The sequence below is a fragment of the Anderseniella sp. Alg231-50 genome, from assembly GCF_900149695.1.
Lineage (GTDB): Bacteria > Pseudomonadota > Alphaproteobacteria > Rhizobiales > Aestuariivirgaceae > Anderseniella.
This window is the reverse complement of record NZ_LT703003.1, coordinates 1,675,040-1,700,886: the sequence shown is the minus strand read 5'-3', so window position 1 is coordinate 1,700,886 and position 25,847 is coordinate 1,675,040. Positions and strand designations below refer to the sequence as shown.

The window sequence follows — 25,847 nt, the reverse complement described above, 5'->3', positions numbered from 1 at the left end:
ATCACATCGACATGCTGCATCAGGTGGCGGAGTTTATGGCGCGGCGGGTCTGGTACGCCTGGCTGCTGCGTGTTGCAATCTGCTCGGCTGGCACTCTGCTCATCGGCCCGCTGACGGCTGCGGCACTGTTCCTGTTTTTCCCGACCGGTGATCCCGATGCCCTCAGGCAGATGCTGGGCTGGTTCAGGATAGCCATCGTGGTCAGCGCCATCGTCGCGATGGTGCTGACATACTATTTCGTCCGCCTGTGTTTTCGGTTTCTGGACCGGCGTGATCCAAGCGAGCTTCGCATGGATATCAATGCGCGCATGCCGCTGATGCTGGTATCCGGCTGTATCGTATCGGCCAACCTTCTGGCTGTCATATTCCTGTTTCAGTGGTCACTCGGCTGGATCGAGGTAAAGTCGGTGTCCGATCCCGTTAATCCGGTGTTCTTTTGGTCCGCGTTCACCAGCCTCGTCCAGTTTGCAAGTATCGGCTTCAGCGAGGAAGTACGCTATCGCGCCTATGGCTATGCATCGGGAGAGGGTTCGGTTCCGTTGCCGGTTCTGGTCATCGCAAACGCGGTGATCTACGCGCTGCTGCATGCGCAATATAACCAGTTTGGCATCATCGCATTGTTGAACCTGATGGTGATTGCGGGCTTCTACATTGCCGCGCTGCACTTCTTCAATTCGATCTGGTTTGGCGTGGGCTTTCATTTTGCCTGGGATTTCGTGCAGGTCTCGGTCCTGGGGCTGGCTTTTTCAGGCACGGGGAACTCCAGTCTGTTCGTGATCGAACAAACAGGCCCGCCCATTTTGGTGGGGGGCACTGCCCTTATTGAAGCGGGGCTGGTGTACTTCGTGGTGTTCGCAGCCGCCACGTCACTCATCGTCTACCTGCTCAGACAAAGGTCTGCTAACCTGACCCCGGTTTAGAAAGCGGGTGGCGGCGATGAGATTTCTTGAGCCGGGTGTGTTGATCAGTCTGGCGGTTATTGCAGTTGGTGTGATTTGCTATTTGGGGTACGGCATTTTTCTGAAATCGGTCAATGTGAGTGTCCCCCGCGGCGACGAAGTGGCCGAGGCCCATGACACTGAACCCGACAAGGCATCCGAACCAGCCCGGATCGCAGAACGGCTGGTCGCGGCAGGATTGAATCCGGCACCCGTGCTGGGTGATGTTGGGGTAACGGGCCATATGGAGCGCCTGGCGCAAGGTACCACCAACACTGCCACGCTTACCCGCTATGCAGAAAATCTTACATATATCGGCGAGACAACTGCGGCCAGGGGTGCCCGCATCCCGGCCAGTTTCTGGGATGTGGAAACGCCGGACCTTAAGGCAGCCGGCTGGAACACCTATCGTATCGCATATGAACTGTCACAGGATCACAGCGCGCCGTATCTCGACGTGCTGGCCCGATCATATGCCCGCTTTGCGCGCTTCAAGGCCGCTGAGATCAACTCTGATGATACTGCGCTTGATGCAGCGCTCGATATCATGCTCATCGCACGCGATTACGTGAAGTCGATACCGCCGGATCGGTTGCTCCAGCACGCCAAGGAAATCCGCACCGAAACAGATGCGATTCTGGTTGCCTGGCAGAACCTCGTCGCAGGTTCCACCCGGCGAAATCCGATTACGCACAAACCGGTATTCTCGCACGGATTTATTGCACGCTACAATGTCTCGACTATGCATCAATATGCGCTCGGCAGCGCAATGCCTGTTTCCCAGACATGGGGGGTATCCGGATTCGCGGACCGGTTCGTGGGTACACCAGACAATGCCAATCAGGTCGAGCATCTTTCTATCAGCCTGGTGCTGCAGGCAGTCCTCAAGAAGCCTTTGCTGGTTCTGAACGCGATCGAGGAAGAGAAGCTGCTGCTTGGCAAGGCAGACAAGGCCGAAGCCCGCGCCGACATGGCGTTGAATACTGCCATTCGCAAAACTTTTCTGCCCCTGCTCGATGACGACCTGGTCAAGGCGGCAATCGCGTTGCGTAGGGAACTAAAGGGCAAGTGAGACTTGTACGCTGCTGTAACATGTTTGATGCTGAGGACCGGGGTGTTGCAAACCAAACAGATGGACAAAAACTATGATCAAAAAAACTCTTGCTGCAGCGATCATGATTGGCGCCTGTGGTCCGGTCATGGCCGGCGAGTTTGACCAGCATGTCAAAGCCTGTCACGACGCGGCATGGGCACAGGAGGAGTTCAAGGATATTCCCAATGCCGGTGTGTCTGCTTATCCAGGTGGTTATGATGACAAGATCTTCTACTCCTACTGGATTATTGACTGGGATGATGTCCAGGTTGCGGGCAAGTGCACGATGGAACTCAACTCCCCTAAGCTTCTGCAACTGATCGACTTTCGCAAGAAGTGATCAATCGCGGCAATAAGGTGAGTGGCTGCACATGATTTGCAAATATGCACGTGCTGTATTCGCCGTCATATACGTTACGGCGCTGTTGCTCTACCTCACCGGCACCTATGGCTGGTTCGGCCAGGAAACTGACGCCTTGTCGGGTGTATTCCTGATCCCCCTGGGTTTCCCGTGGATACTTTTCAATGTTCCTGACAACTTTTCCGCACTGTTCGGTGCCGGTGCACCGCTGATAAATCTGGCTTTGCTCTGGATTGTCTGTCGCAGATTTGCGTCCTAGATTATTGTTTTGAAGCGCCGGACCAACGCCCCGGCCCGGGGGGTTGAAAACGGACATGCTTTGCTGCTTAGATTCCCAAGCTATTGATTAAAGAGGATAACCATGTCGGGTCAGATGATCTGGGGAACGGTGATGCTGGGCATTTGCCTGTTTTTGCATGTCGGTTTCCTGATAGTCGACATAAGGCTGTTGAAGTCGCTGAACGCGAAACTGTGGGCATCGGGACCCTTGGTCAGCACAGCAGTGCTGCTGAGCGCCGCAATTATCATAATCGTGTTTTCCCACTCGGTTCAGGTGTGGTTGTGGGCACTGTCGTTCATTGCGTTCGGTGCGTTCAATGATCCCGGCACGGCGGTATACTTTGCACTCGTCACCTATACGACGCTGGGTTATGGCGACGTCGTTCTGGCTGAAAACATCCGCCTTTACGGGGCATTTGCATCCGTCACGGGTCTGTTGGGTTTCGGGTTGAGCACGGCCTTTCTGGTAGCCGTGTTCGGCAAATTGCTGCCAAACCATCTCGCCGACTAGATGCTCCTTGTACATATCTCGAAAACGTCATATTTCAGGTGCACAGCAATGGGCTAGGCGGTAATCCGCGACGAGCTTGTTCCCGTAGGGAGAACACGCCTGGGCAACCGCTTCGCATGCCTGAAAAGACCGGGTTTCCCGACTTCGTGAGGAATTGAACATGCCAACAGGTACATCATCCCTGGCTGCCGCCCTATTGTTCGCCGGCGCGCTGCTGCTCGCCGGCTGCGACGAAGCGCCAAAGTCCCAGAGCGCACCCCCACCTGCTCCCAAGGTCAGTGTCGCCAAGCCGGTTGTTAAGAAAATTATCGAGACCGACGTCTTCACCGGGCGCTTTGAAGCAAAGGAAGATGTCGAGCTTCGTGCCCGTGTCGCCGGCTACCTGCAGGAGATTCATTTCAAGGACGGCGAGCTGGTCGAGGCCGGCGATCTACTGTTCACCATTGACCAGAAGCAGTTCCAGGCGGAGCTCGAAAATGCCCAGTCCAGTGTCGAGGTGGCGCAGAGCCGGCTTGACCTGACCAAGGAAGAATTCGAGCGCGGACAGAAACTTCGCACCTCAGGCACAATTGCCGCGTCTGCCCAGGACCAGCGCCGTCAGGAGTTCCTGGCTGCACAGGCGGAACTGGCCGGTGCCACCGCCCGGCTTCGCACTGCCCAGTTGAACCTCGGTTACACGAAAATCTATTCACCGGTGAAGGGCCGCATCGGCCGTAACCTGATATCCGTGGGCAACCTGGTTCAGGCAAACTCCACCGTGCTGGCATCCATCGTATCGCTTGATCCGATCTATTTTTATTTCGATGTGGATGAGCGCTCCTACCTTGCCTATTCCAGGTTGGGTCGCAATGGCACGGGGCCATCCGGCAGGTTGGCGCCGTATGAAGTGAGAATACAGCTCACCGACGAGGACGAGCCGAAGCACACCGGCAACCTTGATTTTCTCAACAACCGCATCGATAACGCAACCGGCACCATGCGCGGACGTGCTGTTATCACCAATGCCGATCTGTTCCTGCAGCCCGGCCTGTTCGGGCGCATTTCAATCCCCGGTTCAAATGAGTATGACGGCGTGCTGATACCGGATCAGGCCGTGGGAACGGATCAGAACCGGCGCATCGTGTTCGTGGTCGGCGAGAACAATGTGCTCACCCCCACCGTCATCAGACCCGGCCCGCGCATTGACGGTTATCGCGTGGTTCGAACCGGCCTCAAGGGTGACGAAACCATCGTGGTCAACGGCCTTGCCAGGGTTCGTCCGGGCATGACCATCGATCCGCAACTGCAGGACCTTCCCCCTGTCGCAGCCAAGAACTAGGGGCAAACAGACATGCGCTTTGCCCACTTCTTCATCGACCGGCCGATATTCGCCAGCGTGATCTCGATCCTGATCGTGCTGATGGGCGCCATATCCTATTTTCAACTGCCTGTCGGCCAGTATCCCGACATTGCGCCTCCCACCATTGTGGTGACGGCGAATTACTCCGGCGCAGATGCGGAAACGGTCGCTGAAACCGTGGCGGCACCGATCGAGGAGGAGATCAACGGCATTGAGAACATGCTGTACATGTCGTCCTACTCGACCAGTGCCGGCACCATGGCGCTGACCATTACCTTCAAGAGCGGCACCGATCTCGACGACGCCCAGGTACTGGTCCAGAACCGGGTGGCGATTGCCGAGCCCCGCCTGCCCGAAGAAGTCCGCCGCGTCGGTATCACCACCCGCAAGAGCTCACCTGACCTGATGATGGTGGTTCACATGCTGTCTCCCGACGACAGCCTGGATCAGCTCTACGTCTCCAACTATGCCCGCAACAATGTGCGCGATGTGCTGGTGCGGCTGGACGGTGTCGGCGACCTGACCATTTTCGGCGAACGGGAATACTCGTTGCGGGTCTGGATCGACCCTGAAAAACTCGCCTCGTACGGCATGACTGCCGCAGACCTGCTGGCCTCCCTGCGCGAACAGAATGTCCAGGTATCGGGAGGCTCAATTGGCGCCGAACCGGCACCGAGCGACAATGACGTGACCTTCACGGTCACCACCCAGGGCCGGTTTTCCACCGTACGCCAGTTCCGCAATGTGATCGTGAAGGCCGGCGATGACGGTCGCCTGATCCGGCTGCAGGATGTCGCGCGTGTCGAAATCGGTGCCAAGAGCTACACAACCAATTCGTATCTCAACGGCAAGTCGGCAGTTGCGCTGGCGATCTTCCAGCGTCCCGGCACCAATGCCCTGCAAAGTGCAGAGGAAATCATCGCTGCCATGGAGCAGCTGAAAACGTCGTTTCCACCCGGCATTGAATACCAGATCGTCTACAACCCGACCGAGTTTATCGCGGAATCCGTCAACGAGGTCTACAAGACACTGTTTGAGGCCATCTTGCTGGTTGTGCTGGTGGTCATCGTATTCCTGCAATCCTGGCGCACGGCCATCATCCCGATCGTTGCCATTCCGGTATCCCTGATCGGCACCTTCATGGTGATGTCACTTCTCGGGTTTTCGCTCAACACGCTGACGCTGTTCGGCCTGGTGCTGGCTATCGGTATCGTGGTGGATGACGCGATTGTGGTCGTGGAAAACGTCGAGCGCAATATCGCCAACGGGCTGTCGCCCAGGGAAGCATCGCACCGCACCATGGATGAAGTCGGCTCAGCCGTCATCGCCATATCGCTGGTGCTGGTTGCCGTGTTCATCCCGACCGCTTTCGTGCCCGGCATCTCCGGTGCCTTCTACAAGCAGTTCGCCATCACCATCGCCACGTCGACGGTTATATCGGCAATCAACTCACTGACCCTGTCACCGGCGCTGGCAGCGCTGCTGCTAAAACCTCATGATGCACCCAGGTCCAACTTCTTCCTCGCCAGGATGGGAAGCTGGGCAGCAGACAAGTTCAATTCCGGTTTTGACAAGACAAGCACAGGCTACGCCCGCATTGTCGGGTTTATGTCGCGCCGCACCGTGATGGGCCTGGTCATCTATGCAGGCCTTATCGGCCTGACCGTGTGGACGTTCGGCAAGGTGCCCGGCGGGTTCATCCCGCAAACCGACCAGGGCTACGGCATTGTCGCTATCCAGTTGCCCGAGGGCGCATCGCTGGATCGTACCGACAAGGTTGTGCAGCGCGCCACCCAGATCATCCGGGAAACCCCCGGCGTCAAGGATGCCGTCGCCTTTGCCGGTTTTTCCGGGGCGACATTCACCTCAGCCACCAATGCAGCAGCCATATTCGCGACTTTCGACAACTTCGCCGAGCGCAACAAGAAGGGCCAGTCATCGCAGCAGATCATCGGGTCGCTGTTCGGACGCCTGCAACAGATCGAGGAGGCGTTCATCATAGCCATCCAGCCGCCGTCGGTGCGTGGCATCGGCCAGGGCGGCGGTTTCAAGATGCAGATCCAGGAACGCAGTGGCACCAAGATGGACCGCGCACTCGGCACTGCCTTTGCCATGATGGGTCAGGCGCAGCAGACACCCGGTGTCAACCGTGTCTTCACTACATTCTCCAACTCCAGCCCGTCCTACTATCTGGAGATCGATCGCGTTAAGGCGCAGCAATTGCAAGTATCCATCGGCGCGATCTTCGAGACACTGGAACTCAATCTCGGCTCATCCTTCGTGAACGACTTTACCGCCTTTGGCAGGCGCTATGACGTGCGCATGCAGGCTGACCAGTCATTCCGGCTGGAGAAGGAAGACATTGCACGGCTCAAGGTGCGCTCGACCACCGGTGCGCTGGTGCCGTTGGGCACGCTGGTGGAAATTCGCGATACCAGCGGTCCCTACCTGGTGCAGCGTTACAACCAGTTCGTGTCAGTGCCGCTGCAGGGCTCAACCGCGCCCGGCGTGTCGACCGGCGAAGCCCTGACAATCATGGAAAACATGGCTGCACAAAACCTGCCGCAGGGCATGACGTTCGAATGGACTGAACTTGCCCTGCAGGAAAAGCAGACCGGCAATACCGCCATCTACCTGTTTGGACTGGCGATCGTCGTCGTATTCCTGCTGCTGGCGGCACAGTACGAAAGCTGGACCTTGCCCATGGCCATCATGCTGATTGTACCGCTGTCCATGCTGGCGGCCCTGCTGGGAGTTATGCTGCGCGGCATGGACAACAATATCCTGACCCAGATCGGGCTGATCGTGCTGGTGGGCCTGGCGGCAAAGAACGCCATTTTGATCGTGGAGTTTGCCCGGCAGGAGGAAGATGACGGCAAGCCGCTTCTGGAAGCCACCATCAATGCCTGCCGCCTGCGCCTGCGCCCCATCCTGATGACCGCTTTCGCGTTCATCCTGGGCGTTGTGCCGCTGGTCATTGCCAGCGGTCCGGGTGCCGAACTGCGTCAGGCGCTTGGCACCGCGGTGTTCTTCGGCATGCTCGGCGTCACCTTCCTCGGCCTGTTCCTGACGCCGGTGTTCTATGTGGCGATCCGCTCCGTCTCACAACGGCTGTCCGGCAAAAAGACCACGCCGACAACCGCTGAAGAAACGGCGAGCTAGCGCAAGCCAGTGAACTAGCCTGAAAACACGGCAATGGCCGCCGACATCAACTGCATCAGTTCGGCCTCCTTGCCCGGCGTGTTGATATCAAGGCGGCAATGGTCCTGGGCGAACTGAGCCATGTCGATTTCGCCCTCGGAGACTGAAAGCAGTGCTTCATAAGAGGTTTCCAGCATCACGTCAGGTGCCGTAGCCTGCCCGGCCTGCATGACAGTCTCACAGTCTCTCGCCAGCAGTGCAAAAGGCTCATCATTGATAATGAACTGCACTTCGAGATTGATATCTCCTGTGATGGCCCGTTGGCAGGCGGTTCCCAGTGTCACGGCTACGGTCCGCATGTTTCCCGGATCGACGACCTCGCCTTCCGGCGCAAACTGCCCGCCAAACAGTGCCAGGTCGAACAGGATGTTGCGGGTCCTGCAGCCAAGGTCCGTCAGCGAATAGAGCGTCGTGCCGTGAGCACCGGCGTCCTTGGAGATCAGGCCATCACTGACCAGCTTGTTCAACCGGTCGGTCAGGAGATTGGCCGCTATGCCGGTCAATCCGTGCTGCAGATCGGAAAACCGCGCCGGTCCCGCATGCAGGTCCCTGAGGATCAGCAGGGTCCAGCGATCACCAATCCTGTCGAGCCCGCGCGCGATCGGGCACAGCAATTTGTAGGAACGGACTTTCGCCATCGACACCTCACGGTTTTGTTACTTTATTTTTTAAAGTAATCACTTTATCGAATTAAGCAGTTAAGCAATAAGGATCAATCGCCATGTCTTCAAGGCCGAAAATTCTCATCACCAGTGCTGCCGGCAAAACCGGACTGCCGACAACCCTGCAACTGCTTGAAAGGGGATACCCGGTTCGCGCATTTGTCAGGCGCCTGGATCATCGCTCTGAAGTGCTGGAGCGTGCCGGCGCTGAGATTTTCGCAGGCAACCAGTACGCCCTGCGCGATATGCAGGTGGCAATGCAGGGTGTTCAACGGGCCTATCAATGCGCACCAACCGCGCCCAATGGCCTGCATTTCAACGCCGTGTTTACCGCCGCAGCACATCAGGCGGGTCTGGAGCATGTCGTAACGCTCAGCCAATGGCTGTCCAGCCGGGATCATCCGTCCCTGTTCACCCGGGAAGTCTATCTGAGCGATATCCTGATCAGGATGCGACCGGACATGACGGTCACCACGGTCAATGTGGGCTGGTTTGCCGACAATTATCTGATGGTCCTCGACATGGCGGCTCATCTGGGCCTGTTTGCCATGCCGCTTGGCAACGGCGATGCAAAGACCAATGCACCGCCATCCAATGCTGACATCGCCAGTGTCGTGGTCGGCGCACTGCTCGACCCTGCAACTCATGCCGGCAACACCTACCGGCCGACCGGGCCGCAACTGCTGTCACCCAACGAAATCGCCACCGCCATGGGCAAGGCCCTGGGCCGCCGGGTCAGGTACCGCAACATATCCGACAGGATGATGCTCAAGGCGCTCAAGGCGCACCCGCCGTCGAACTATTCCGATGCCGCCGTGTCGCAACTGAAGGTTTACGTTGACGAGTACCGCCGCGGCACCTTTGCGGTGCATGCCCCGACTACCGATGTGCACGATGTCGGCGGGCGGCAACCGCAAGACTTCGAGACCATAGTTCGCGAGGCTGTTGCGCGGCGTCCCGATCTGCGGCCGGGTTTGGCGCACACGCTGCAGGCGATGGCCGGGTTCCTGAAACTCCTTGCAACCACGCCGCCCAACCTGTCCGCCATCGAGGCGGGCAAGGATTTCGTTCAACTGGACAATCCGGCTTTCAGCCAGGACGACGCCGACTGGCGCGCCACACATCAACCCAATCCTGAAACCAACTTCCTCGGAAAGGTCGCCTGAATGCCAGCCCTGATGATTTCCAATATCACCGTAACAGACCCCCAAAAATTCCGTGACTACATCACCAGGACACAGGCCATTGCGTCTGGTTATGGCGCAAAACTGCTGTTTCGCGGCATGCTGAACGAAACCCTTGCGGGCAAGCATATGGCCGGACCCATGGTGGTCGTCGCCGAATTCCCGGACATGGAAACCTTGAGGCGCTGGAACAGCTCGCCCGAATACCAGGACATCGTGGCCCTGCGCGAACAGAGCTCGGTGCAGGTCATGAACGCCTATGAAACTCTTTAGCACTTCGGAAACGATCAGTTTTACGGGTTTTGATTGCTTCAATCAAAACCCGTACCGATCTAGGTGACACCGACCCGGTATCCGGCACGCGGAAAGTGTACGTGCAGGCTGCCGGTTTCAGGTTCGGAGCGGTGCAGCGTGATGGTGTCACAGTTCACAGCCACCACTTGTCCTGCGACCGGCTGTTCGCCGCCATCGAGGTCCGGTGATACCGTGACCTGCATGCCGGGTTCCAGGCCTTGCGGATCATTGGCGTCCTTACCTTCAACAGGGACAGGTTCGCAGGCCCCGGCACGGTCAATGGCGTCTTGCGGCGACATGTCCGTCATGGCGCCGTGGCCAAGCTTGCGGACATTGTCCCGCCATCTCTCCAGCGCCGGAAACTCCGACAGAAACGTCGGGCCCTGATCCCACCGGCCGTGCAGGAACCACACCACGTGGTAGATCTGCGCATCGATTGCAGCCGGTGCGCGCCCGAGCAGGAAATCGCGGCCATCACCCAGTTGGCGGTCAAGCCAGGCAAACGGCGCGCGCACCTGAGACACAAGATGGGGCAGTCCGGCATTGGCCGCTTTCAGGCCGTCCGCCCAGTTTTCACCGAAGTACAGCCGGCCGCGATCCTCAGCAAATTCCGGCGGCAGGTTGTTGCCCGCCGACCCCAGCACGATTTTAACCCCGAGATCGAACAGGCCACCGTCCGTCCACCGGCTCAGGCACCACATCAGGCCGGCATCTTCACCGGGAAAAAACCTTGGCGACGGATAGCGTCGCTCCAGCTCCCTCAGGATGCACTGGCTGTCACAATATATGTCAGCACCGATCTGCATCACCGGCGTACGCCGGTATCCACCGGACAGCGCGGTCAGAAACGGCTTCGGCGGCAGTCGCGGAATTTCCACATTGCGCCAGCTCAGGTTCTTGATGCCAAACGCAACCCGGGCCTTCTCGGCCACCGGCGATTGCGGATAATTGTGCAGGATGATCTCGGATTCAGAATCTGGCATGTCGATCACCTACCGCACCACGCCGGGCAGCTCTTCCAGGCTTTCGAGCAGCATGTCGGGTGTGCCGGGAATACGGTCATCCTTGAGGCCGAAGCGGTTGATGCGGGCGACCTGGAAACCAAAGCTTTTCGACGCCTGGGCATCCCATGTGTTGGCAGACACGAAGCAGATTTCGGATCTCTCTGCCACGCCCATGCGATCCACTGCCTGCTGGTAGACCTGCGGGTCCGGCTTGAAAATGCCGACATCCGCCACCGAGATGTTTTCGTCCAGGTAGGCATCAAGGCCGGACGATTTCACCGCCGCATCCAGCATGTCGGGTGACCCGTTGGACAGGATTGCCGTGGCAACGCCCAGCTCCTTCAGTACTTTCAGACAGGCCACCGCGTCATCGTATGCCGCCAGGTGCAGGTACAGTTCCATCAGGTCGTCGCGCAGTGCCTGGTCTTCGATGGAAAACGCCTCCAGCGTATAATCCAGCGCATCTCCGGTGATCTGCCAGAACGGGACATAAGCCTTCATCAGGGATCGCAACCATGTGTATTCAAGCTGCTTCTGCCGCCACAGCTTGGAAACCGCATCTGCATCCTTTCCGATGCGGGAGGACAGTTGCGCCACCGGGGCATGAACGTTCAGCAGTGTGCCATAGGCATCGAACACACATGCCTTGATGCCCTCAAGTTTCACAGCCATGTTGGATTTCCTTGTAAATTTGTGAGTTGTTAGTCTACTGACTTGATTGCAGTATGGCGCTCATTCAATCAAGAGAGTAACCCACCATATGGCACACGACACTCATGACCACGATCACCACCACCATGATGGCGAGCATTCCGAGCTGTCCGAGACAGCCCTGCGGGTCAAGGCGCTGGAAAGCCTGCTCGTGGAAAAGGGCTATGTGGACCCGGCCACACTCGATGAACTGATCGAAACCTATGAGACGCGTGTTGGCCCGCGCAATGGCGCCCAGGTGGTCGCAAAAGCCTGGACCGATGCTGCCTTCATGAAAAAACTGCGCACCGACGCCACCAACGCCATTGCCGACTTAGGGTTTATCGGCCGCCAGGGAGAGCACATGGTGGCGGTCGAGAACACCGAAGACACCCACAACATGGTCGTGTGCACGCTGTGCTCGTGTTATCCGTGGCCCGTTCTGGGGCTACCACCGGTCTGGTACAAGGCCCCGCCCTACCGCTCGCGCGCGGTATCCGACCCGCGCGGCGTGCTGGCCGAATTCGGCGTACAACTGCCCGAGCACGTCGGCATCAAGGTGTGGGACTCGACGGCTGAAGTCAGATATCTGGTAATTCCGCAACGCCCGCAGGGAACCGGGGGCTGGGATGCTGAAAAACTTGCAACCCTGGTCACCCGCAACTCAATGATCGGAACCGGGCTCGCGTTGACGCCCGAGCAGGTGGCATCATGAACGGCGGACAGGATCTCGGCGGCGTCCACGGCCTCGGCCCCATCGATCCCGAAATTGACGAGCCTGTATTTCATGCCGAATGGGAAAAGCGGGCCTTTGCACTAACCCTTGCCATGGGTTTTTACGGCCAGTGGAATATTGACCAGGGCCGCCATGCCCGTGAAAGCATGCACCCGGCCAAATACATGACATCCAGCTATTACCAGATCTGGACCGAAGGCCTGATCAAGCTGATGCTGGACACCGGGTTTGTGGTGCCTGGCGAAGTGCACCTGGGCCGGCAGGAAGTGACGCCGCGCGATTTGCATCGCGATCCGGTGGCTGCCGATGAAGTGGCCGGCATTCTGGCAAAGGGCGGACCGGCCAATCGTGACCTCGACACACAACCAAAGTTCAAGACCGGCAGCAAGGTTCGCGCGGTACGCATGAACCCGGACGGCCATACCCGGCTGCCACGATACTTGCGTGGCTGCGAAGGCGAGATCGTCGCCTGGCACAAGGGTCACATATTCCCCGACAGCAACGCCCACGGCAAAGGTGAAAACCCGCAGCACCTGTATACTGTGCGATTTGCAGCCCGTGAGCTTTGGGGAGAAGATGCCCCGGCCAATGACGCCATGCATGCTGACCTGTGGGAGAGCTACCTTGTCCCTGCCTGAAGATGTCAGACAGCTCCCCGGTCTTGTTACGGAAGCTGACGAGCCGGTGTTTGCCGAACCCTGGCAGGCGCAGGCCTTCGCCATGACCGTGAAGCTGCATGAAAAAGGCCTGTTTACCTGGGTCGAATGGGCTGATGCGCTGAGCAGGGAGATTGCCGCTGCCGGTCCCGACGATGCGGCGGAGAACTATTATATGCGCTGGCTTGCGGCGCTTGAAAAAATCACCCAGGAAAAGGGCGCACTGAGCGAGAACGAACGTCTTGACCGCAAGGATGCCTGGGATCGGGCGGCCAGAGCCACGCCACATGGCAGCCCGATTGAACTCGGCGCCGAGACACGGAACTGAGCAATCGTGGAAACTGCTGATCTGGGAACCTTCACCGAACCGGTGCTGATCTGCGGCGGTGCCTACGGCAACCTGCAGTCGCTTGAGGCGCTGGCAGAGTTGCAATTGTCACTCGGCATCAGCGATGCCCGTGTCATTCACTCAGGCGATGCAGTTGCCTATTGCGCCGACACTGAAGGCTCGGTGCGGTTCATGGCGGCGCGCGGATGGCACGCCATCAAGGGCAATGTCGAAGAACAGATTGTGGTGGGCGGCGCTGATTGCGGTTGCGGATATGCAGAAGGCTCCGCGTGTGATGCCGCATCCGTACGCTGGTATGCGCATGCGCTGGCGACACTGTCTGCCGGCAGCAGGCAGTGGATGGCCGACCTGCCCGCACAACTGGCTTTCTCGGTGGGCGGCGTGTCCGCGCGGGTCGTGCATGGTTCCGTCCGGCAGACCAACCGCTTCATGTTTGCGTCACTGCCTGATACCGAATTCGAGCGCGAACTGGATGCGACAGGCGCCGACCTGGTGATCGCCGGACACGTCGGCATCCCGTTTACGAGATTCATCGGCAATCATTGCTGGCACAATTCCGGCGCGCTCGGCATGCCGGCGAATGACGGCACCAGCCGGATCTGGGCCTCCGTTCTGACACCGCAACCCGGTGGCGTGTCGCTGACCCACCATGCGATCGGGTTTGACGCGCACACCGCAGCCACGCGTATCAGAACGCAAGGTCTGCCATACGGCTATGCCGACAGCCTGGAAACCGGCCTGTGGCCATCGCTCGACGTCCTGCCTGAACACGAACGCACAACCACCGGCCAGGCCCTGCCGCTCGACGGCCGGACGTTCCTCATGGCCGGCCGATCGTCGATCGCAGCAGAGTGATAATTGCTGCTGCAGGCCAGCGAGAAATCAGGCCTCATTGTCCTGACTGGCTTGACCTTCATGCCCTTGCTGTGTTGCCGTAAAGGAAAACATGGGAGGAAATGGGTATGGCAAAGAGCGTTGACACCAAGCTTGCAGGCGATCCAGACAAATCTGGCAATGGAACCAAATCACGCAAGCCAGGCGGACAAAAGTCCAAAAAGATATCCAACACCGCCTATGAAAAGGCGCTGGTCCAGCAACAAATCGAACTGGTCAAGCTCCAGGAATGGGTGAAACAAACCGGTCACAGGGTGGCTATCGTGTTCGAGGGCCGCGATGCAGCCGGCAAGGGCGGTACCATAAAGCGTATCACCGAAGCCTTGAACCCTCGCATCTGTCATGTCGTGGCTTTACCGGCACCGACGGAACGGGAAAAAACCCAATGGTACTTCCAGCGCTATGTGCCGCACCTGCCTGCAGCCGGAGAGATCGTTATCTTTGACCGGTCCTGGTACAATCGCGCCGGTGTCGAGCGCGTCATGGGATTTTGCAAGGACGAAGAATACCGGGAGTTCATGCGCAGCTGTCCCGAGTTTGAACGCATGCTGGTACGTGCCGGCATTCAGCTGATAAAATACTGGTTTTCTGTCAGTGATGAAGAGCAGGAACGCCGGTTTCAGAAACGCCTGACAGACCCGACCAAACGCTGGAAGCTGAGCCCGATGGACCTGGAGAGCCGAAAACGCTGGGTCGAGTATTCAAAGGCCAAGGACATGATGTTTTCCCATACCGACATCAAACAGGCGCCCTGGTACGTCGTGGCCTCCGACGTCAAGAAACATGCTCGCCTCAATTGCATCAGCCACTTGCTGTCATTGATCCCGTACGAAGATGTCACGCCGGAGACGGTGGTTTTGGATGAAAGACCGGAACAAGCCGGCTATGTCCGCCCGCCGATGGACGACCAGACCTTTGTTCCGGAAATTCATCATTTGATCTGAGCGCGATTGCACGTCCTGCCCTAGTCCTTGCCCGGTTTCGCCGGGTTCCCGCTGGTCGCTGCTGCCCACATGGCCTTTTGAAACTGGCCGAAGCCCTCAATGCCCGGTGTCATCCAGGTTTTCATGATCTCTGTTGGGTCGAGCTGGTCCATCTGGCTTTCCATCTGCGCCTGCATCTTGGCCATCATGGCCTTTTGCATCGGCTGCACGTCAGGCAGGCCAAAGAAGGTGCGCGCCTCTTCCGGCGTGCAGTCAATGTCGATGGTAACTTTCATGGGGCTCTCCATTCCAATTCAGGTGAATGGAAGCAAGTTTAGCCCAAGGTGGCAAGACCGGGGAAGGTTTCGATCATCCAGTATGAAAGCGCGGTAAACGTGCCGGTCAGGAACAGCACACCGGTGACCACCAGCATGCCTCCCATGGCCTTTTCAACCAGGCCGAGATGGCGGCGAAACTTCTTCATGAAAACCAGGAACTGCGGCATGGCAACCGCAGCCAGCAGGAACGGCACGCCAAGCCCGGCTGAATAGATCGCCAGCAGCCCTGCCCCCTTGGTTACACTGTCGGCCGAACCGGCCACGGTCAGGATGGCAGCCAGCACCGGCCCGATGCATGGTGTCCACCCGAGCGCAAAGGCAAGCCCGATGGCATAGGCGCCGAACAGCCCGACCGGTTTTGCTTCCTGCTGATAGCGCACCTCGCGCGACAGGAAGCCGATACGGAACGCGCCGAGGAAGTGCAGCCCCATGATAATGATGATGACACCGGCAACCGACGTCAGCACCGGAAAATTCATGCTGCCGATGGTGATTTCCCAGGTGGTGGCTTCCCTGAGCCACTGCCCGATCACGCTGGCCGATGCGCCAAGCGCTATGAAAACCGTCGAAAAGCCCAGCACGAACAACACCGAAGCCACCAGGGCCCTGCGCTGCACGGCACCATCGGTTTCAGCTTCTCCCGTCAGCTCTTCCAGCGATGTCCCGGCAATAAAGCACAGGTAAGGCGGCACCAGCGGCAACACGCACGGGCTCAGGAAACTCAGCAGTCCGGCAAAGAATGCCGCCCAGATAGATACGTCCAGTCCCATGTTTTCCTTGCCTGATACCGTGGTCGGGTAATTTCGCCCGAAAGTGCTGGTAAAAGCGCCGTGATGCAACAGCGAAGCGGGCAATTCACTGTCACATATGCGTTAGATCACGGCGCTTTTTTGACCGTCACAAGCAGCCTTGCAAACTCCTGTTTCGTGCTGGTTTCTGCCACAAACCCCATGCAAAAGACCGCACTTGGCGTGGTTCAACCTGTGTCAAAGTTAATTTGCAAATCACGTCTGTTGCGCAATAATGCGCGCGAGACATCACGATATTGCTGCAAACTGCGGCTAACACTCGAATTTCCGGCTTCCCGCAAACGGACCGCATCATGACCGTATTGTCGAAAAAACACATCGCTGCGTCTTCGGGCCTGATTGTTGCAGCCGCGTTGTTTTCACAACCTGTTTTTGCCCACCCGCATGTCTATTCCGACATGCGCACCGACATCATCCTGGATGAACAGGGCCGCGCCACCGCCATTCATGTGGAATGGATTTTCGACCAGGGCTATACCGAAGCCGCCACCGAAGGCATGGATGCCGACAAGGACGGCATCTACACCGCCGCCGAACTGCAGCCGGTGGTGACGGAAAACATCAATGCCCTGAAAGAGTTCCGGTATTTCACCGCAGCCAAGGCAAACGGCAAGGACATCGCTTACGCCGATGTTACCGAATACGGCCAGCGCATCAACGATCAGGGCCGGCTGTCGATGACTTTCGTGGTCCCGTTCACAACGCCGGTGGACCTGACAACCGGAGAGTTTACCTACAAGATTTATGACCCGGACTTTTTCATTGCCTTTGATTACATCAAGGGTGAAACCGTCGCTGCCATCGGCAACTTACCAAAGGGTTGCGTGATCAATGTCGGCACACTGGCTTTCGATGAAAGCATCGAGCAGACCAAGCAGGAACTGGCGGAAAAGCCGGCAGACTGGCAACCGGAGCAGCCGCAGGATTTCGGCTCCTTGTTCGCACAACCCGTTTCGGTTTCCTGCAAGCCGCCAGCAAGCTAACCGTGAGGGGTGAACCTTGATCCGCATTGTTCTTGTCCTGCTTGCACTCGCTGCCGCCTGCCTGCCCGGCTGGCAGATGGCGCACGCCAACCCGCCTGTCCCTGTCTTGATGGCACAGGCTGACACTGCCCAGCCCCAAACGGTAAAACCGGGCCAGTTATTGTTGCAGCGCCGCAAGAATGCAGGCAGCGCCGACGCCGTGCCGACGCTGACCGGCAGCCCGGTTGAATGGATAAAGGCGCAGCAACGTTCCTTTTACGGCAAGATGTCAGCGGCACTGACCGCCATGAAACGCGGATCGCCCTGGTCTGCGGCGCTGACGCTGATGGCGCTGAGTTTTGCCTATGGCATCCTGCATGCCGCAGGTCCCGGCCACGGCAAGGCCGTGGTGTCCGCCTGGCTGCTGGCCAACGAGCGCCAGTTGAAACGGGGCGTGATGATCTCCTTCATGGCGGCCATGTTCCAGGCGATCACTGCCGTTGTACTGGTATCGGCTCTGCTGCTGACTGTGAAGGCTGCGGCAAGCTCGGCCAAGTCCATGGCCATAGCACTGGAAGCCACCAGTTACGGGCTGATCGCCTTGACCGGCCTGTGGCTGGTCTGGCAGGCCATACGCCCGCGCCTGGCGCCAATAGCGGCTGTATCGACGGCACCCGCCCATGATCACCTCCACCACCAGGACCATCACCACACACATCAGCATGATCACCATCATGATCATGAGCATGGACCCGACTGCGGTTGCGGCCATGCGCATATGCCGTCGGCCAAGGATCTCGATCATCCGGTGGATATCTGGAAGGCTGTAACAATCGCCTTTGCCGTGGGCATCAGGCCGTGTACCGGAGGTATTCTGGTACTGCTGTTTTCATCGGCACTGGGCCTGTACTGGGCAGGCGTGGCGGCAACATTTGTCATGGCACTGGGCACAGCCATTACGGTTTCGATCATCGCCAGCCTTGCGGTAAAGTCACGCGACTTGGCATTGAAGTACTCCGGTCACAACCCCTTATGGCTGGACAGAACCGCCTTCGGCCTGAAACTCATGGGCGGACTGTTCATTGCCTGCGTCGGCGGGTTATTGTTCTGGGCAACAGCCACCAACACGGCGCCCCTGATTTAAAGGCCTCAATCATGTTTTGTACTGCTAGAACCGTGCTCGCGAGCTTCGCCCTGCTCGTGTGCCTTTGCATACCGACACTGTCACAGGTAACTGAAGGCGATGACGGACCCTTGCGCTTCGGCCGCTTCGAGCACGAAGGCAAGGTCCATTACGGTTTCATTTCGTTTGGTGGTGTCCACACACTGACCGGCAGCTTTTTCGACAAGGAAACCGTGGTCACCGGCAACGTGATCCCGCTTGAGGAGGTAAAGGTGCTGGCGCCGGTCATCCCGGGCAAAGTCATCGGCATCGCATTGAACTACAAGAGCCATGGCGGCAGCGGCGGCGACCTGCAGTTCTTCGCCAAACTGCCATCATCCGTCATCGGTCATGAAGACACAATCACGCCGCCGAAGGGTTCGACCAACCTGCATTATGAAGGCGAGATGGTCATCGTCATGGGTGCACGGGCAAAGAACGTCTCCGAGGAAAAGGCATTGTCTTTCGTGTTCGGGGTCACCGCCGGCAATGACGTGACTGAACGCAGTTTCGGCTCAGGCGGGTTCACGGTCCTGAAATCCAAGGGCTCCGACACCTTCGCGCCGCTGGGACCCTGGATTTCACCCGGACTGACCATAGACAACCTGAAATTCGAAACACAGGTCAACGGCAAGACGGTGCAGAAGGGATCAACCAAACAGATGATCCACTCATCGGCAAAAATCATCTCCGAGCTGTCGCGTTACATGACACTGGAACCCGGCGACGTGATCTACACCGGAACCGCCGGCACCACCGCCGCCCTCAAGGAAGGCGACGTGGTGGATGTGATGCTGGAGGGCATCGGACGCTTGCGCAACACGGTAGGCCCGACGCCCAAATAGTGTCTGTTTTTCGCACAATTTGCCCGAAAACCGGCATCCGCTCTTCGGATCGTGCTTTTACTCTTTAGAGGTGGCCTTTTTGCCCATGGCAGTCACGGCGCCGCTCATTTTCTCGATCACCGGTGCAGCCGCATCCAGACCATAGCGTGACTTCAGGGCCGCAGGATCGGTGACGGCGAGCCATGTCTTGCCGGCGTCATCGGTCCAGGCAAGCGCCTTCATCGGCAGGTCGAATCCGGCTTCGCGATTGACCTTCATCAGGGGTGTACCAAGTTTGGGATTGCCAAACAGCAAAAGCTGCGTCGGCGCCATGTCTTCACCGATTTTCTTGGCACCGGCGGCATGGTCGACCCGGGCAAATACCGTAATGCCCTTTTCCTTGAAGATCGCTTCCAGCCGGTCCAGCGTGGTTGCGGCGTCATGGGCACTTTCCATCTTGATGGTGCCGTTTGCGCTATCGCCGGCCAGTGCAGGCGCAACCGCCATGGAAAGGGAAATGGCAGCAGCGGCCAGAAGTGACTTGATCATCAGAATGCTCCTCAGGAATGAACAGGTTAGATCTAATATGTGGAATGTGTTTATGTCATGCTGACGGCACGCCGAACACAAGTCACATTATCGTGGGGAATGACATGACGCCAAAAAACGACGCCAACGGCTCTGCGGCAAACCAGTGGCTCGTGCTGGCGGGCTTCATAGCCTTGTGTCTCGCGGTGGCGGGTATCGCCGGATGGGCGACCAATCAGTCGGTTGCCACCTGGTACCTGACTCTGAACCGGCCGTCATGGACACCGCCCAACTGGCTGTTCGCGCCTGTGTGGACCCTGCTCTATGTCATGATGGCGGTGGCCGCCTGGCAGGTATGGCGTGTCGGCGGCGGCTTCAGCGGCAAGGCACGCTCCGCACTGATCATCTTCTTCGTGCAGCTGGCATTGAATTTCGCCTGGTCTTTTGCGTTCTTCGCTGCCCGGTCTCCGGCACTTGGTCTGCTGGTCATCGTTGCCATGTGGCTCGCCATCGCGGCTACCATTGCAGCGTTCCGCCCCATTGATCGCCTGGCGGCATGGCTGCTGGTGCCCTACCTGGTCTGGGTCAGCTACGCAACCGCCCTGAACTTCTCGATCTGGACGCTGAACTGAGTTTCACGCCGTTGGCCGGTTAACCAGTGCTGAGTAGATTTCCGTCTCACCGACTTCGCCGATGGCTTTGCCGTCCGTGCCGATCATGACGCTTTTGCCGGTGCGCCAGCATTCAGCGATAATCTCGCGCATGGTGGCATCGGGTGGCATCATGGCAGGTGCCGCCTTGCCCTTGGCCACCTGCTTCGGCTTGGCCAGCTTCTTCATGATGGTCGCGCCGGTCATCACGTTGAGCGGGTTCATGTGCTGCACAAACTGCTCGACATACTCATTGGCCGGCTTGAGCACTATTTCCTGCGGCGTGCCGGCCTGAACTATGCGGCCATCTTCCATGATCGCAATCCGGTTGCCGATCTTCATGGCTTCGTCGAGATCGTGCGACACGAATATTATGGTGCGTTTCAGTTCGCGCTGCAGGTTGAGAAGTTCGTCCTGCAGGTGGGTACGGATCAGCGGGTCAAGGGCTGAGAACGGTTCATCCATCAACAGGATCGGGGCTTGCGTGGTAAAGGCGCGCGCCAGTCCTACACGCTGCTGCATGCCGCCTGACAGTTCATGCGCATACCTGTCCGCCCACTGGTCCAGGCTGACCAGCTTCAACTGCTCTGCAACCCGGGCCTTGCGTTCTGCCTCCGGGACACCCGCCAGTTCCAGGCCAAGTCCGACATTTTCCTCAACCGTGCGCCACGGCAGCAGCGCAAATTGCTGGAACACCATGGCAACCTGGTGCATGCGAAGTTCGCGCAACTGCTGGTCGTTGCACGAGGCGACATCAACCGATGTTCCGTCCGTTGACACAATCACTTCGCCGCGTGCCGTTTCATTGAGGCGGTTTACCGCGCGCAACAAGGTGGACTTGCCCGATCCGGACAATCCCATCAGGACGAATATTTCGCCTTCCGCCACGTCGAGCGAAGCCCCGGCCACACCCAGCACAGCGCCGGTTTCCTCATTGATCTCCTGTCGCGTTGCCCCGCCATCCAGCAGGCGCAGCGCGTCCTTCTTGTTGTCGCCGAAAATGATGTCGACGTTCTTGAAGCTGACAGCGGTCTTGCTCATTTGCTCTGCCCCCCATTGCCTGGTTCCTGGATGCGACAAATGCGGTCCAGCATGATGGCAACCGCCACAATGGCGAGGCCGGCTTCAATTCCCATCGGTATGTTGACCGTGTTCAGGGCGCGCACCACCGGTTTTCCCAGCCCGTTGGCGCCAATCAGCGCGGCAATCACCACCATCGACAGCGACAGCATGATGCACTGGGTAAGCCCGGCCATGATGGTCGGCATGGCAGCCGGCAGTTCCACCTTTTTAAGCAACTGCCACTTGGTTGCACCAAACGCCTGCCCAGCCTCGATCAGCTGCTTCGGCACCGATGTGATACCGAGATGGGTCAGCCGGATCGGCGCGGCAATGGAGAAGATGACGGTGGTCACCAGGCCGGGTGCCAGACCGAGGCCGAACAGGATCAGTGCCGGGATCAGGTACACAAACGTCGGCAGGGTCTGCATCAGGTCGAGTATCGGGCGCAGGATGCGGAACAGCCAGTCATTGTGCGCCGCCACGATACCCACCGGCACACCGATCAACATGGAGGCTGACGCCGCCCCGACGACAAGCGCCAGTGTCTCAACGGTTTCCTTCCACAAGCCCTGATTGATCACGAACGCCAGGCAGACAACTGCAATCGCGGGAATTTTCCAGGATCGCGACAACCACCACGCCAATGCTGCAATCAGCCCGACGATGACAATCGGCGGCGGCAGCAGCATCAGGTCGATCATTGCTTTCAGGATGGCTTCTATACCGCTGGCAATGCCGTCGAAAAACCAGTCGAAACTGTCTGTCAGCCAGTTGAAAAGCTGTTTGCCCCATCTGCCAAGCGGGATTTTGTTGTCTTCGAGGAAGGCGCTGATCGGGTCCATGAGGTCAATCCGGTTGATGGGTGTTGCGGCACTTTTGATGTCCTGGCGAACGGTGCAGAAAACGAGGCTACCCGGTTTTGCTGTTCAGGCAAAACCGGGTAGCACACTTTCAAACAAGGCAATCAGTTTACTTGATTGCAGATTTTGCGGCAGCCATGCCGTCTCCACCGTCAAATGTGGTGACCCCGGCAAGCCAGGCATCCATCACGCCGGGATTGGCCTTGAGCCAGTTGGTGGCTGCCTTTTCAGGATCGGTGCCATCATTGAGAATGGCGCCCATGATCTCGTTTTCCATCTGCAGTGTAAATTTGAGATTGGAGATCAGCTTGCCGGCATTCGGGCAATCGGCAACATAGCCTTTGCGCACATTGGTGTGCACCGTGGCACCGCCGAGGTTCGGGCCGAACACGTCATCGCCACCTTCAAGATAGGCCATTTCGAAATTGGCATTCATCGGGTGCGGCTCCCAGCCGAGAAACACCAGGTGCTCCTTCTTGCGACCGGCCTTGGCGACGGCGGACAGCATGCCTGCCTCCGATGATTCAACCACTTCAAACCCCTTGAGGTCGAAAGTGCCCTTCTCAATCATGTCGAGGATCAGGCGGTTGCCGTCATTGCCCGGCTCGATGCCATAGATCTTGCCGCCGAGCTGGTCCTTGAACTTTGCGATGTCCTGGAACGTCTTGAGGCCCGCATCATAGGTGTATTTGGGAACCGCCAGCGTGTACTTGGCGCCTTCGAGGTTCGCCCCGATGGATTCCACTGTACCGTCTTCGCGGTACGGTTTGATATCCGCTTCCATGGTCGGCATCCAGTTGCCGAGGAAAACGTCGATATCCTTGTTCTTCAGGGATGAATAGGTCACCGGCACAGACAGAACCTGGGTAACGGGCTCGTAACCGAGCGCTTTCAGGACGACAGTGGCGGTTGCAGTCGTTGCGGTGATGTCAGTCCAGCCAACGTCGGAGAACCTGACGGCCTTGCATGCTTCGCTGTCGGCAGCCTGCGCCGCGCTCATCGGTACGAATGCGAAGATCGCCGCTGCCGCGACACCTGTCATCACTTGTGAAATTGTCCTGGTCATCAATATCTACTCCCTGTTTCAGTTTTCGCCCGACCATCCTCAACTGATGGTCTTCAGCAGTCCGGATTGGCCGGAATGTGCGCTGCAGCACACGTGCAAGTCAACAGCCCCGCCGAACTTAGGCTGTTTTTAATTGACTGATCAATTAAAAAAAATATTCTGCAACTGAACGCAACACTCCCTGAGAGGTGAAATGCCGAAACTTGGCATGGGTCCGGTGCGCCGGAATCAACTGATAGAAGCTGCAATATCTTCCCTGCATGACTACGGCTATGCAGACACCACTGTTGCGCGCATTGCCAAGAAGGCCGGTGTTTCTTCCGGCATTGTGCATCACTATTTCGACGGCAAGGACGACCTTTTGTTCGCCACCATGCAGCACATGCTGCGCGACCTGCGCGCCGAAACGCTCAAGCGTTTGAAACAGGCGCAGACGCCACGCGGCAGGCTGTCCGCGATTGTCGAGGCAAACTTCGCGCCAAGCCAGTATTCACCCGACGTGATGACCGCCTGGCTCGCCTTGTATGGCTCTGCCCGCCAGTCATCGAACCTCACACGTATCCTGCGATTGTACGATGCGCGGCTGAAATCAAACCTCAGCGATGCCTTCAAGAAACTCACCGGTCCGGCCCAGGCCGCAGAACTGGCGATGGGCGTTTCGGCCCTGATCGACGGTGTCTGGTTGCGCGCCGCCCTGTTCGGTGACGTCTACAACCGCGAAACGGCAATCCATCTCGTCGAATCCTATATCGACGGCCAGCTCCCCCACACACATTGAGACACCTATGAGCGACGGCACGTTTGACTACATCATCATCGGCTCCGGTTCGGCAGGCTCCGTGCTGGCGAACCGGTTGACCGAAAACGGCAGGCACACCGTACTGGTGCTGGAATATGGCGGCAGCGATATCGGGCCTTTGATCCAAATGCCGTCGGCCCTGTCGATCCCGCTGAATACAAAGACCTACAATTGGGGGTACCTGTCCGAACCGGAACCCGGCCTCAACAATCGCCGCATCACCGCACCGCGCGGCAAGGTGATAGGCGGGTCTTCCTCCATCAATGGCATGGTGTATGTCCGCGGCCATGCCCGGGATTTCGATACCTGGTCCGAACTGGGCGCAACCGGCTGGGCCTATGCAGATGTGTTGCCCTACTACAAGCGCATGGAAACCTCACATGGCGGCGAAGAGGGTTGGCGCGGCACCGACGGTCCGTTGCATGTAACCCGCGGCGAACGCACAAACCCGCTTTACCACGCCTTCGTCGATGCCGCTGAACAAGCCGGATACCCGACCACAATCGATTACAACGGCCAGCAGCAGGAAGGTTTCGGCGCCATGGAGATGACGGTCTGGAAGGGTCGTCGCTGGTCTTCCGCCAACGCCTACCTGAAACCCGCAATGAAGCGCGACAATCTCGAACTGGTCACCCGGGCCAAAGCCCGCCGTATCGTGCTGGAGAACAAACGCGCCACCGGTGTGGAGTATGAAAAAGGCGGCCGCATCAAGACCGCCAATGCGCGCCGTGAGGTCATTATTGCAGCCAGTGCCTTCAACTCTCCGCACCTGCTGCAGCTTTCCGGCATTGGCGACGCCGCCACGCTGAAGGCCGCCGGCATCGAGCCGGTGCATCATTTGCCCGGCGTCGGCGCAAACCTGATGGATCACCTGGAAGTCTACTTCCAGCTGCACTCCAAGAAGCCTGTGACGCTGAACACCAGGCTGGGCCTCATCTCCAAAGGATTGATCGGCCTGCAATGGCTGCTGTTCAAGACCGGCCTGGGGGCCACCAATCACTTTGAATCGGCAGGCTTCATCCGTTCGCGCGCCGGTATCGAGTATCCCGACATTCAATACCATTTCCTGCCCGGCGCCATTGCCTATGATGGCAAGCCCGCGACCAAGGGGCATGGTTTCCAGGTGCATGTCGGGCCCAACCGGTCAAAATCCCGCGGTATGGTAATGCCCGTCAGCGCCAATCCGGATGACGCACCGAAACTGACCTTCAATTACATGTCCAAAGACGAGGACTGGACAGATTTCCGTTCCTGCATTCGCCTGACCCGTGAAATTATCGCCCAACCGGCCATGCAGGAATTTGCCAACGGCGAAATTCAGCCCGGTGATGATGTGACCAGCGATGCGGCAATCGACGATTTCATCCGCCGGCACGCCGAAAGCGCCTACCACCCGTGCGGCACCTGCAAGATGGGATCCGAAAAGGACCCCATGGCAGTGGTCGATCCACAGTGCCGGGTAATTGGTATCGAGGGCCTGCGCGTGGCCGACAGCTCGATTTTTCCGTCCATCCCCAACGGCAATCTCAACGGCCCGTCCCTGATGGTGGGTGAAAAGGCATCGGACCATATTCTCGGTCTTGACCCGCTGCCGCCATCCAACCAGCAACCGTGGATCAATCCTGACTGGCAAAATTCGCAACGCTAGGGCCTGACCCTGGCCCGCGATACGC

At 58.4% G+C, this 25,847-nt stretch carries 29 protein-coding genes; 20 read left to right on the top strand and 9 right to left on the bottom strand.

Translation table 11 applies throughout. The features are described from left to right. The first annotated feature begins 11 nt into the window (after nucleotides 1–11). From DHN55_RS07985 to DHN55_RS07955, 7 genes are all read left to right on the top strand, one after another. Entirely contained in the window at nucleotides 12–920 is a 909-nt protein-coding gene (locus DHN55_RS07985) for a CPBP family glutamic-type intramembrane protease (protein ID WP_108880775.1), read from the top strand. A gap of 16 nt (nucleotides 921–936) precedes the next feature. Next, complete coding sequence (locus DHN55_RS07980) at nucleotides 937–2,010, top strand: hypothetical protein (RefSeq protein WP_108880774.1); 1,074 nt, start codon at nucleotides 937–939, stop codon at nucleotides 2,008–2,010. 73 nt (nucleotides 2,011–2,083) lie between these two features. Further along, a complete protein-coding gene (locus DHN55_RS07975; protein WP_108880773.1) occupies nucleotides 2,084–2,371 on the top strand; it encodes a hypothetical protein in 288 nt (95 codons plus the stop codon). A 31-nt stretch (nucleotides 2,372–2,402) separates the two neighbouring features. Continuing rightward, nucleotides 2,403–2,651, top strand: a complete 249-nt coding sequence (locus tag DHN55_RS07970) for a hypothetical protein (protein WP_108880772.1) — start codon at nucleotides 2,403–2,405, stop codon at nucleotides 2,649–2,651. A gap of 102 nt (nucleotides 2,652–2,753) precedes the next feature. Further along, nucleotides 2,754–3,182, top strand: a complete 429-nt coding sequence (locus DHN55_RS07965; RefSeq protein WP_337660046.1) for an ion channel — start codon at nucleotides 2,754–2,756, stop codon at nucleotides 3,180–3,182. 160 nt (nucleotides 3,183–3,342) lie between these two features. Continuing rightward, the gene (locus tag DHN55_RS07960; protein ID WP_108880770.1) at nucleotides 3,343–4,500 is read left to right on the top strand and encodes an efflux RND transporter periplasmic adaptor subunit; all 1,158 of its coding nucleotides are present in this window, start codon (nucleotides 3,343–3,345) and stop codon (nucleotides 4,498–4,500) included. Nucleotides 4,501–4,512: 12 nt separating this feature from the next. Then, complete coding sequence (locus tag DHN55_RS07955; RefSeq protein WP_108880769.1) at nucleotides 4,513–7,683, top strand: multidrug efflux RND transporter permease subunit; 3,171 nt, start codon at nucleotides 4,513–4,515, stop codon at nucleotides 7,681–7,683. Between the two features lie 14 nt (nucleotides 7,684–7,697). Here the strand turns inward: DHN55_RS07955 and DHN55_RS07950 are convergent, their stop codons facing one another. Continuing rightward, nucleotides 7,698–8,360 carry a winged helix-turn-helix transcriptional regulator gene (locus tag DHN55_RS07950; RefSeq protein ID WP_108880768.1) on the bottom strand — a complete coding sequence of 221 codons (663 nt, stop codon included), beginning with the start codon at nucleotides 8,358–8,360 and terminating at the stop codon, nucleotides 7,698–7,700. 83 nt (nucleotides 8,361–8,443) lie between these two features. Here DHN55_RS07950 and DHN55_RS07945 point away from each other — a divergent pair, with 83 nt between their 5' ends. Both DHN55_RS07945 and DHN55_RS07940 read left to right on the top strand, forming a co-directional pair. Beyond that, nucleotides 8,444–9,550, top strand: a complete 1,107-nt coding sequence (locus DHN55_RS07945; protein WP_108880767.1) for an NmrA family NAD(P)-binding protein — start codon at nucleotides 8,444–8,446, stop codon at nucleotides 9,548–9,550. Beyond that, nucleotides 9,551–9,841, top strand: a complete 291-nt coding sequence (locus DHN55_RS07940; protein WP_108880766.1) for a DUF1330 domain-containing protein — start codon at nucleotides 9,551–9,553, stop codon at nucleotides 9,839–9,841. A gap of 59 nt (nucleotides 9,842–9,900) precedes the next feature. Here DHN55_RS07940 and DHN55_RS07935 read toward each other — a convergent pair whose 3' ends face one another. Next, complete coding sequence (locus tag DHN55_RS07935) at nucleotides 9,901–10,845, bottom strand: glutathione S-transferase N-terminal domain-containing protein (RefSeq protein ID WP_108881778.1); 945 nt, start codon at nucleotides 10,843–10,845, stop codon at nucleotides 9,901–9,903. 9 nt (nucleotides 10,846–10,854) lie between these two features. Next, nucleotides 10,855–11,538, bottom strand: a complete 684-nt coding sequence (locus tag DHN55_RS07930; protein WP_108880765.1) for a haloacid dehalogenase type II — start codon at nucleotides 11,536–11,538, stop codon at nucleotides 10,855–10,857. A gap of 88 nt (nucleotides 11,539–11,626) precedes the next feature. Here DHN55_RS07930 and nthA point away from each other — a divergent pair, with 88 nt between their 5' ends. The 5 genes from nthA (at nucleotide 11,627) to ppk2 (ending at nucleotide 15,135) form a co-directional block, all read left to right on the top strand. Then, nucleotides 11,627–12,271 (top strand): nitrile hydratase subunit alpha, encoded by a 645-nt coding sequence (nthA, locus tag DHN55_RS07925; protein ID WP_108880764.1) that lies wholly within the window; start codon nucleotides 11,627–11,629, stop codon nucleotides 12,269–12,271. Continuing rightward, nucleotides 12,268–12,930: a nitrile hydratase subunit beta gene (gene nthB / locus DHN55_RS07920; protein WP_108880763.1), complete on the top strand. Its 663-nt coding sequence runs from the start codon at nucleotides 12,268–12,270 to the stop codon at nucleotides 12,928–12,930. Before nthA ends, nthB begins: the two co-directional genes overlap by 4 nt. Further along, nucleotides 12,917–13,276, top strand: a complete 360-nt coding sequence (locus DHN55_RS07915) for a nitrile hydratase accessory protein (protein WP_337660045.1) — start codon at nucleotides 12,917–12,919, stop codon at nucleotides 13,274–13,276. Before nthB ends, DHN55_RS07915 begins: the two co-directional genes overlap by 14 nt. Before the next feature lie 6 nt (nucleotides 13,277–13,282). Continuing rightward, the gene (locus DHN55_RS07910) at nucleotides 13,283–14,152 is read left to right on the top strand and encodes a metallophosphoesterase family protein (protein ID WP_337660044.1); all 870 of its coding nucleotides are present in this window, start codon (nucleotides 13,283–13,285) and stop codon (nucleotides 14,150–14,152) included. A gap of 107 nt (nucleotides 14,153–14,259) precedes the next feature. After that, complete coding sequence (gene ppk2, locus DHN55_RS07905; RefSeq protein WP_108881777.1) at nucleotides 14,260–15,135, top strand: polyphosphate kinase 2; 876 nt, start codon at nucleotides 14,260–14,262, stop codon at nucleotides 15,133–15,135. Between the two features lie 20 nt (nucleotides 15,136–15,155). On the opposite strand, the gene DHN55_RS07900 is transcribed toward ppk2, so the two are convergent. Together DHN55_RS07900 and DHN55_RS07895 are read right to left on the bottom strand one after the other, a co-directional pair. Continuing rightward, entirely contained in the window at nucleotides 15,156–15,410 is a 255-nt protein-coding gene (locus DHN55_RS07900; protein WP_108880760.1) for a DUF6489 family protein, read from the bottom strand. 38 nt (nucleotides 15,411–15,448) lie between these two features. Further along, entirely contained in the window at nucleotides 15,449–16,222 is a 774-nt protein-coding gene (locus tag DHN55_RS07895; RefSeq protein ID WP_108880759.1) for a cytochrome c biogenesis protein CcdA, read from the bottom strand. Between the two features lie 332 nt (nucleotides 16,223–16,554). Between DHN55_RS07895 and DHN55_RS07890 the strand changes: the two genes are divergently transcribed. From DHN55_RS07890 to DHN55_RS07880, 3 genes are read left to right on the top strand one after another with little or no spacing between them, the layout of a single operon-like run. Then, nucleotides 16,555–17,244: a DUF1007 family protein gene (locus DHN55_RS07890; RefSeq protein ID WP_108880758.1), complete on the top strand. Its 690-nt coding sequence runs from the start codon at nucleotides 16,555–16,557 to the stop codon at nucleotides 17,242–17,244. Between the two features lie 16 nt (nucleotides 17,245–17,260). Further along, a complete protein-coding gene (locus DHN55_RS07885) occupies nucleotides 17,261–18,367 on the top strand; it encodes a HoxN/HupN/NixA family nickel/cobalt transporter (protein ID WP_108880757.1) in 1,107 nt (368 codons plus the stop codon). Nucleotides 18,368–18,378: 11 nt separating this feature from the next. Then, nucleotides 18,379–19,230 (top strand): fumarylacetoacetate hydrolase family protein, encoded by an 852-nt coding sequence (locus DHN55_RS07880; RefSeq protein WP_337660043.1) that lies wholly within the window; start codon nucleotides 18,379–18,381, stop codon nucleotides 19,228–19,230. Nucleotides 19,231–19,287: 57 nt separating this feature from the next. On the opposite strand, the gene DHN55_RS07875 is transcribed toward DHN55_RS07880, so the two are convergent. Beyond that, entirely contained in the window at nucleotides 19,288–19,758 is a 471-nt protein-coding gene (locus DHN55_RS07875; RefSeq protein ID WP_108880755.1) for a DUF302 domain-containing protein, read from the bottom strand. Between the two features lie 104 nt (nucleotides 19,759–19,862). Here DHN55_RS07875 and DHN55_RS07870 point away from each other — a divergent pair, with 104 nt between their 5' ends. Then, complete coding sequence (locus DHN55_RS07870) at nucleotides 19,863–20,369, top strand: tryptophan-rich sensory protein (protein ID WP_108881776.1); 507 nt, start codon at nucleotides 19,863–19,865, stop codon at nucleotides 20,367–20,369. Between the two features lie 3 nt (nucleotides 20,370–20,372). Here DHN55_RS07870 and choV read toward each other — a convergent pair whose 3' ends face one another. The 3 genes from choV to DHN55_RS07855 all read right to left on the bottom strand — a co-directional run bounded on the left by choV (nucleotide 20,373) and on the right by DHN55_RS07855 (nucleotide 23,375). Then, the gene (choV, locus tag DHN55_RS07865) at nucleotides 20,373–21,428 is read right to left on the bottom strand and encodes a choline ABC transporter ATP-binding protein (RefSeq protein WP_108880754.1); all 1,056 of its coding nucleotides are present in this window, start codon (nucleotides 21,426–21,428) and stop codon (nucleotides 20,373–20,375) included. Continuing rightward, on the bottom strand, nucleotides 21,425–22,291 hold the full coding sequence (choW, locus tag DHN55_RS07860; protein WP_108880753.1) for a choline ABC transporter permease subunit: 867 nt from the start codon (nucleotides 22,289–22,291) through the stop codon (nucleotides 21,425–21,427). The genes choV and choW overlap by 4 nt, the downstream gene beginning before the upstream one ends. A 127-nt stretch (nucleotides 22,292–22,418) precedes the next feature. Further along, nucleotides 22,419–23,375 carry a choline ABC transporter substrate-binding protein gene (locus DHN55_RS07855; protein WP_108880752.1) on the bottom strand — a complete coding sequence of 319 codons (957 nt, stop codon included), beginning with the start codon at nucleotides 23,373–23,375 and terminating at the stop codon, nucleotides 22,419–22,421. Nucleotides 23,376–23,568: 193 nt separating this feature from the next. Here DHN55_RS07855 and betI point away from each other — a divergent pair, with 193 nt between their 5' ends. After that, entirely contained in the window at nucleotides 23,569–24,153 is a 585-nt protein-coding gene (gene betI, locus DHN55_RS07850; RefSeq protein WP_108880751.1) for a transcriptional regulator BetI, read from the top strand. Between the two features lie 7 nt (nucleotides 24,154–24,160). After that, complete coding sequence (betA, locus tag DHN55_RS07845) at nucleotides 24,161–25,822, top strand: choline dehydrogenase (protein WP_108880750.1); 1,662 nt, start codon at nucleotides 24,161–24,163, stop codon at nucleotides 25,820–25,822. The last annotated feature ends 25 nt before the right edge of the window (nucleotides 25,823–25,847 follow it).

Coding starts and splice junctions, on each gene's coding strand:
- DHN55_RS07985 (WP_108880775.1), top strand. CDS start 12: ATGCTGCATCAGGTGGCGGAGTTTATGGCGCGGCGGGTCTGGTACGCC.
- DHN55_RS07980 (WP_108880774.1), top strand. CDS start 937: ATGAGATTTCTTGAGCCGGGTGTGTTGATCAGTCTGGCGGTTATTGCA.
- DHN55_RS07975 (WP_108880773.1), top strand. CDS start 2,084: ATGATCAAAAAAACTCTTGCTGCAGCGATCATGATTGGCGCCTGTGGT.
- DHN55_RS07970 (WP_108880772.1), top strand. CDS start 2,403: ATGATTTGCAAATATGCACGTGCTGTATTCGCCGTCATATACGTTACG.
- DHN55_RS07965 (WP_337660046.1), top strand. CDS start 2,754: ATGTCGGGTCAGATGATCTGGGGAACGGTGATGCTGGGCATTTGCCTG.
- DHN55_RS07960 (WP_108880770.1), top strand. CDS start 3,343: ATGCCAACAGGTACATCATCCCTGGCTGCCGCCCTATTGTTCGCCGGC.
- DHN55_RS07955 (WP_108880769.1), top strand. CDS start 4,513: ATGCGCTTTGCCCACTTCTTCATCGACCGGCCGATATTCGCCAGCGTG.
- DHN55_RS07950 (WP_108880768.1), bottom strand. CDS start 8,360: ATGGCGAAAGTCCGTTCCTACAAATTGCTGTGCCCGATCGCGCGCGGG.
- DHN55_RS07945 (WP_108880767.1), top strand. CDS start 8,444: ATGTCTTCAAGGCCGAAAATTCTCATCACCAGTGCTGCCGGCAAAACC.
- DHN55_RS07940 (WP_108880766.1), top strand. CDS start 9,551: ATGCCAGCCCTGATGATTTCCAATATCACCGTAACAGACCCCCAAAAA.
- DHN55_RS07935 (WP_108881778.1), bottom strand. CDS start 10,845: ATGCCAGATTCTGAATCCGAGATCATCCTGCACAATTATCCGCAATCG.
- DHN55_RS07930 (WP_108880765.1), bottom strand. CDS start 11,538: ATGGCTGTGAAACTTGAGGGCATCAAGGCATGTGTGTTCGATGCCTAT.
- nthA (WP_108880764.1), top strand. CDS start 11,627: ATGGCACACGACACTCATGACCACGATCACCACCACCATGATGGCGAG.
- nthB (WP_108880763.1), top strand. CDS start 12,268: ATGAACGGCGGACAGGATCTCGGCGGCGTCCACGGCCTCGGCCCCATC.
- ppk2 (WP_108881777.1), top strand. CDS start 14,260: ATGGCAAAGAGCGTTGACACCAAGCTTGCAGGCGATCCAGACAAATCT.
- DHN55_RS07900 (WP_108880760.1), bottom strand. CDS start 15,410: ATGAAAGTTACCATCGACATTGACTGCACGCCGGAAGAGGCGCGCACC.
- DHN55_RS07895 (WP_108880759.1), bottom strand. CDS start 16,222: ATGGGACTGGACGTATCTATCTGGGCGGCATTCTTTGCCGGACTGCTG.
- DHN55_RS07890 (WP_108880758.1), top strand. CDS start 16,555: ATGACCGTATTGTCGAAAAAACACATCGCTGCGTCTTCGGGCCTGATT.
- DHN55_RS07880 (WP_337660043.1), top strand. CDS start 18,379: ATGTTTTGTACTGCTAGAACCGTGCTCGCGAGCTTCGCCCTGCTCGTG.
- DHN55_RS07875 (WP_108880755.1), bottom strand. CDS start 19,758: ATGATCAAGTCACTTCTGGCCGCTGCTGCCATTTCCCTTTCCATGGCG.
- DHN55_RS07870 (WP_108881776.1), top strand. CDS start 19,863: ATGACGCCAAAAAACGACGCCAACGGCTCTGCGGCAAACCAGTGGCTC.
- choV (WP_108880754.1), bottom strand. CDS start 21,428: ATGAGCAAGACCGCTGTCAGCTTCAAGAACGTCGACATCATTTTCGGC.
- choW (WP_108880753.1), bottom strand. CDS start 22,291: ATGGACCCGATCAGCGCCTTCCTCGAAGACAACAAAATCCCGCTTGGC.
- DHN55_RS07855 (WP_108880752.1), bottom strand. CDS start 23,375: ATGACCAGGACAATTTCACAAGTGATGACAGGTGTCGCGGCAGCGGCG.
- betI (WP_108880751.1), top strand. CDS start 23,569: ATGCCGAAACTTGGCATGGGTCCGGTGCGCCGGAATCAACTGATAGAA.
- betA (WP_108880750.1), top strand. CDS start 24,161: ATGAGCGACGGCACGTTTGACTACATCATCATCGGCTCCGGTTCGGCA.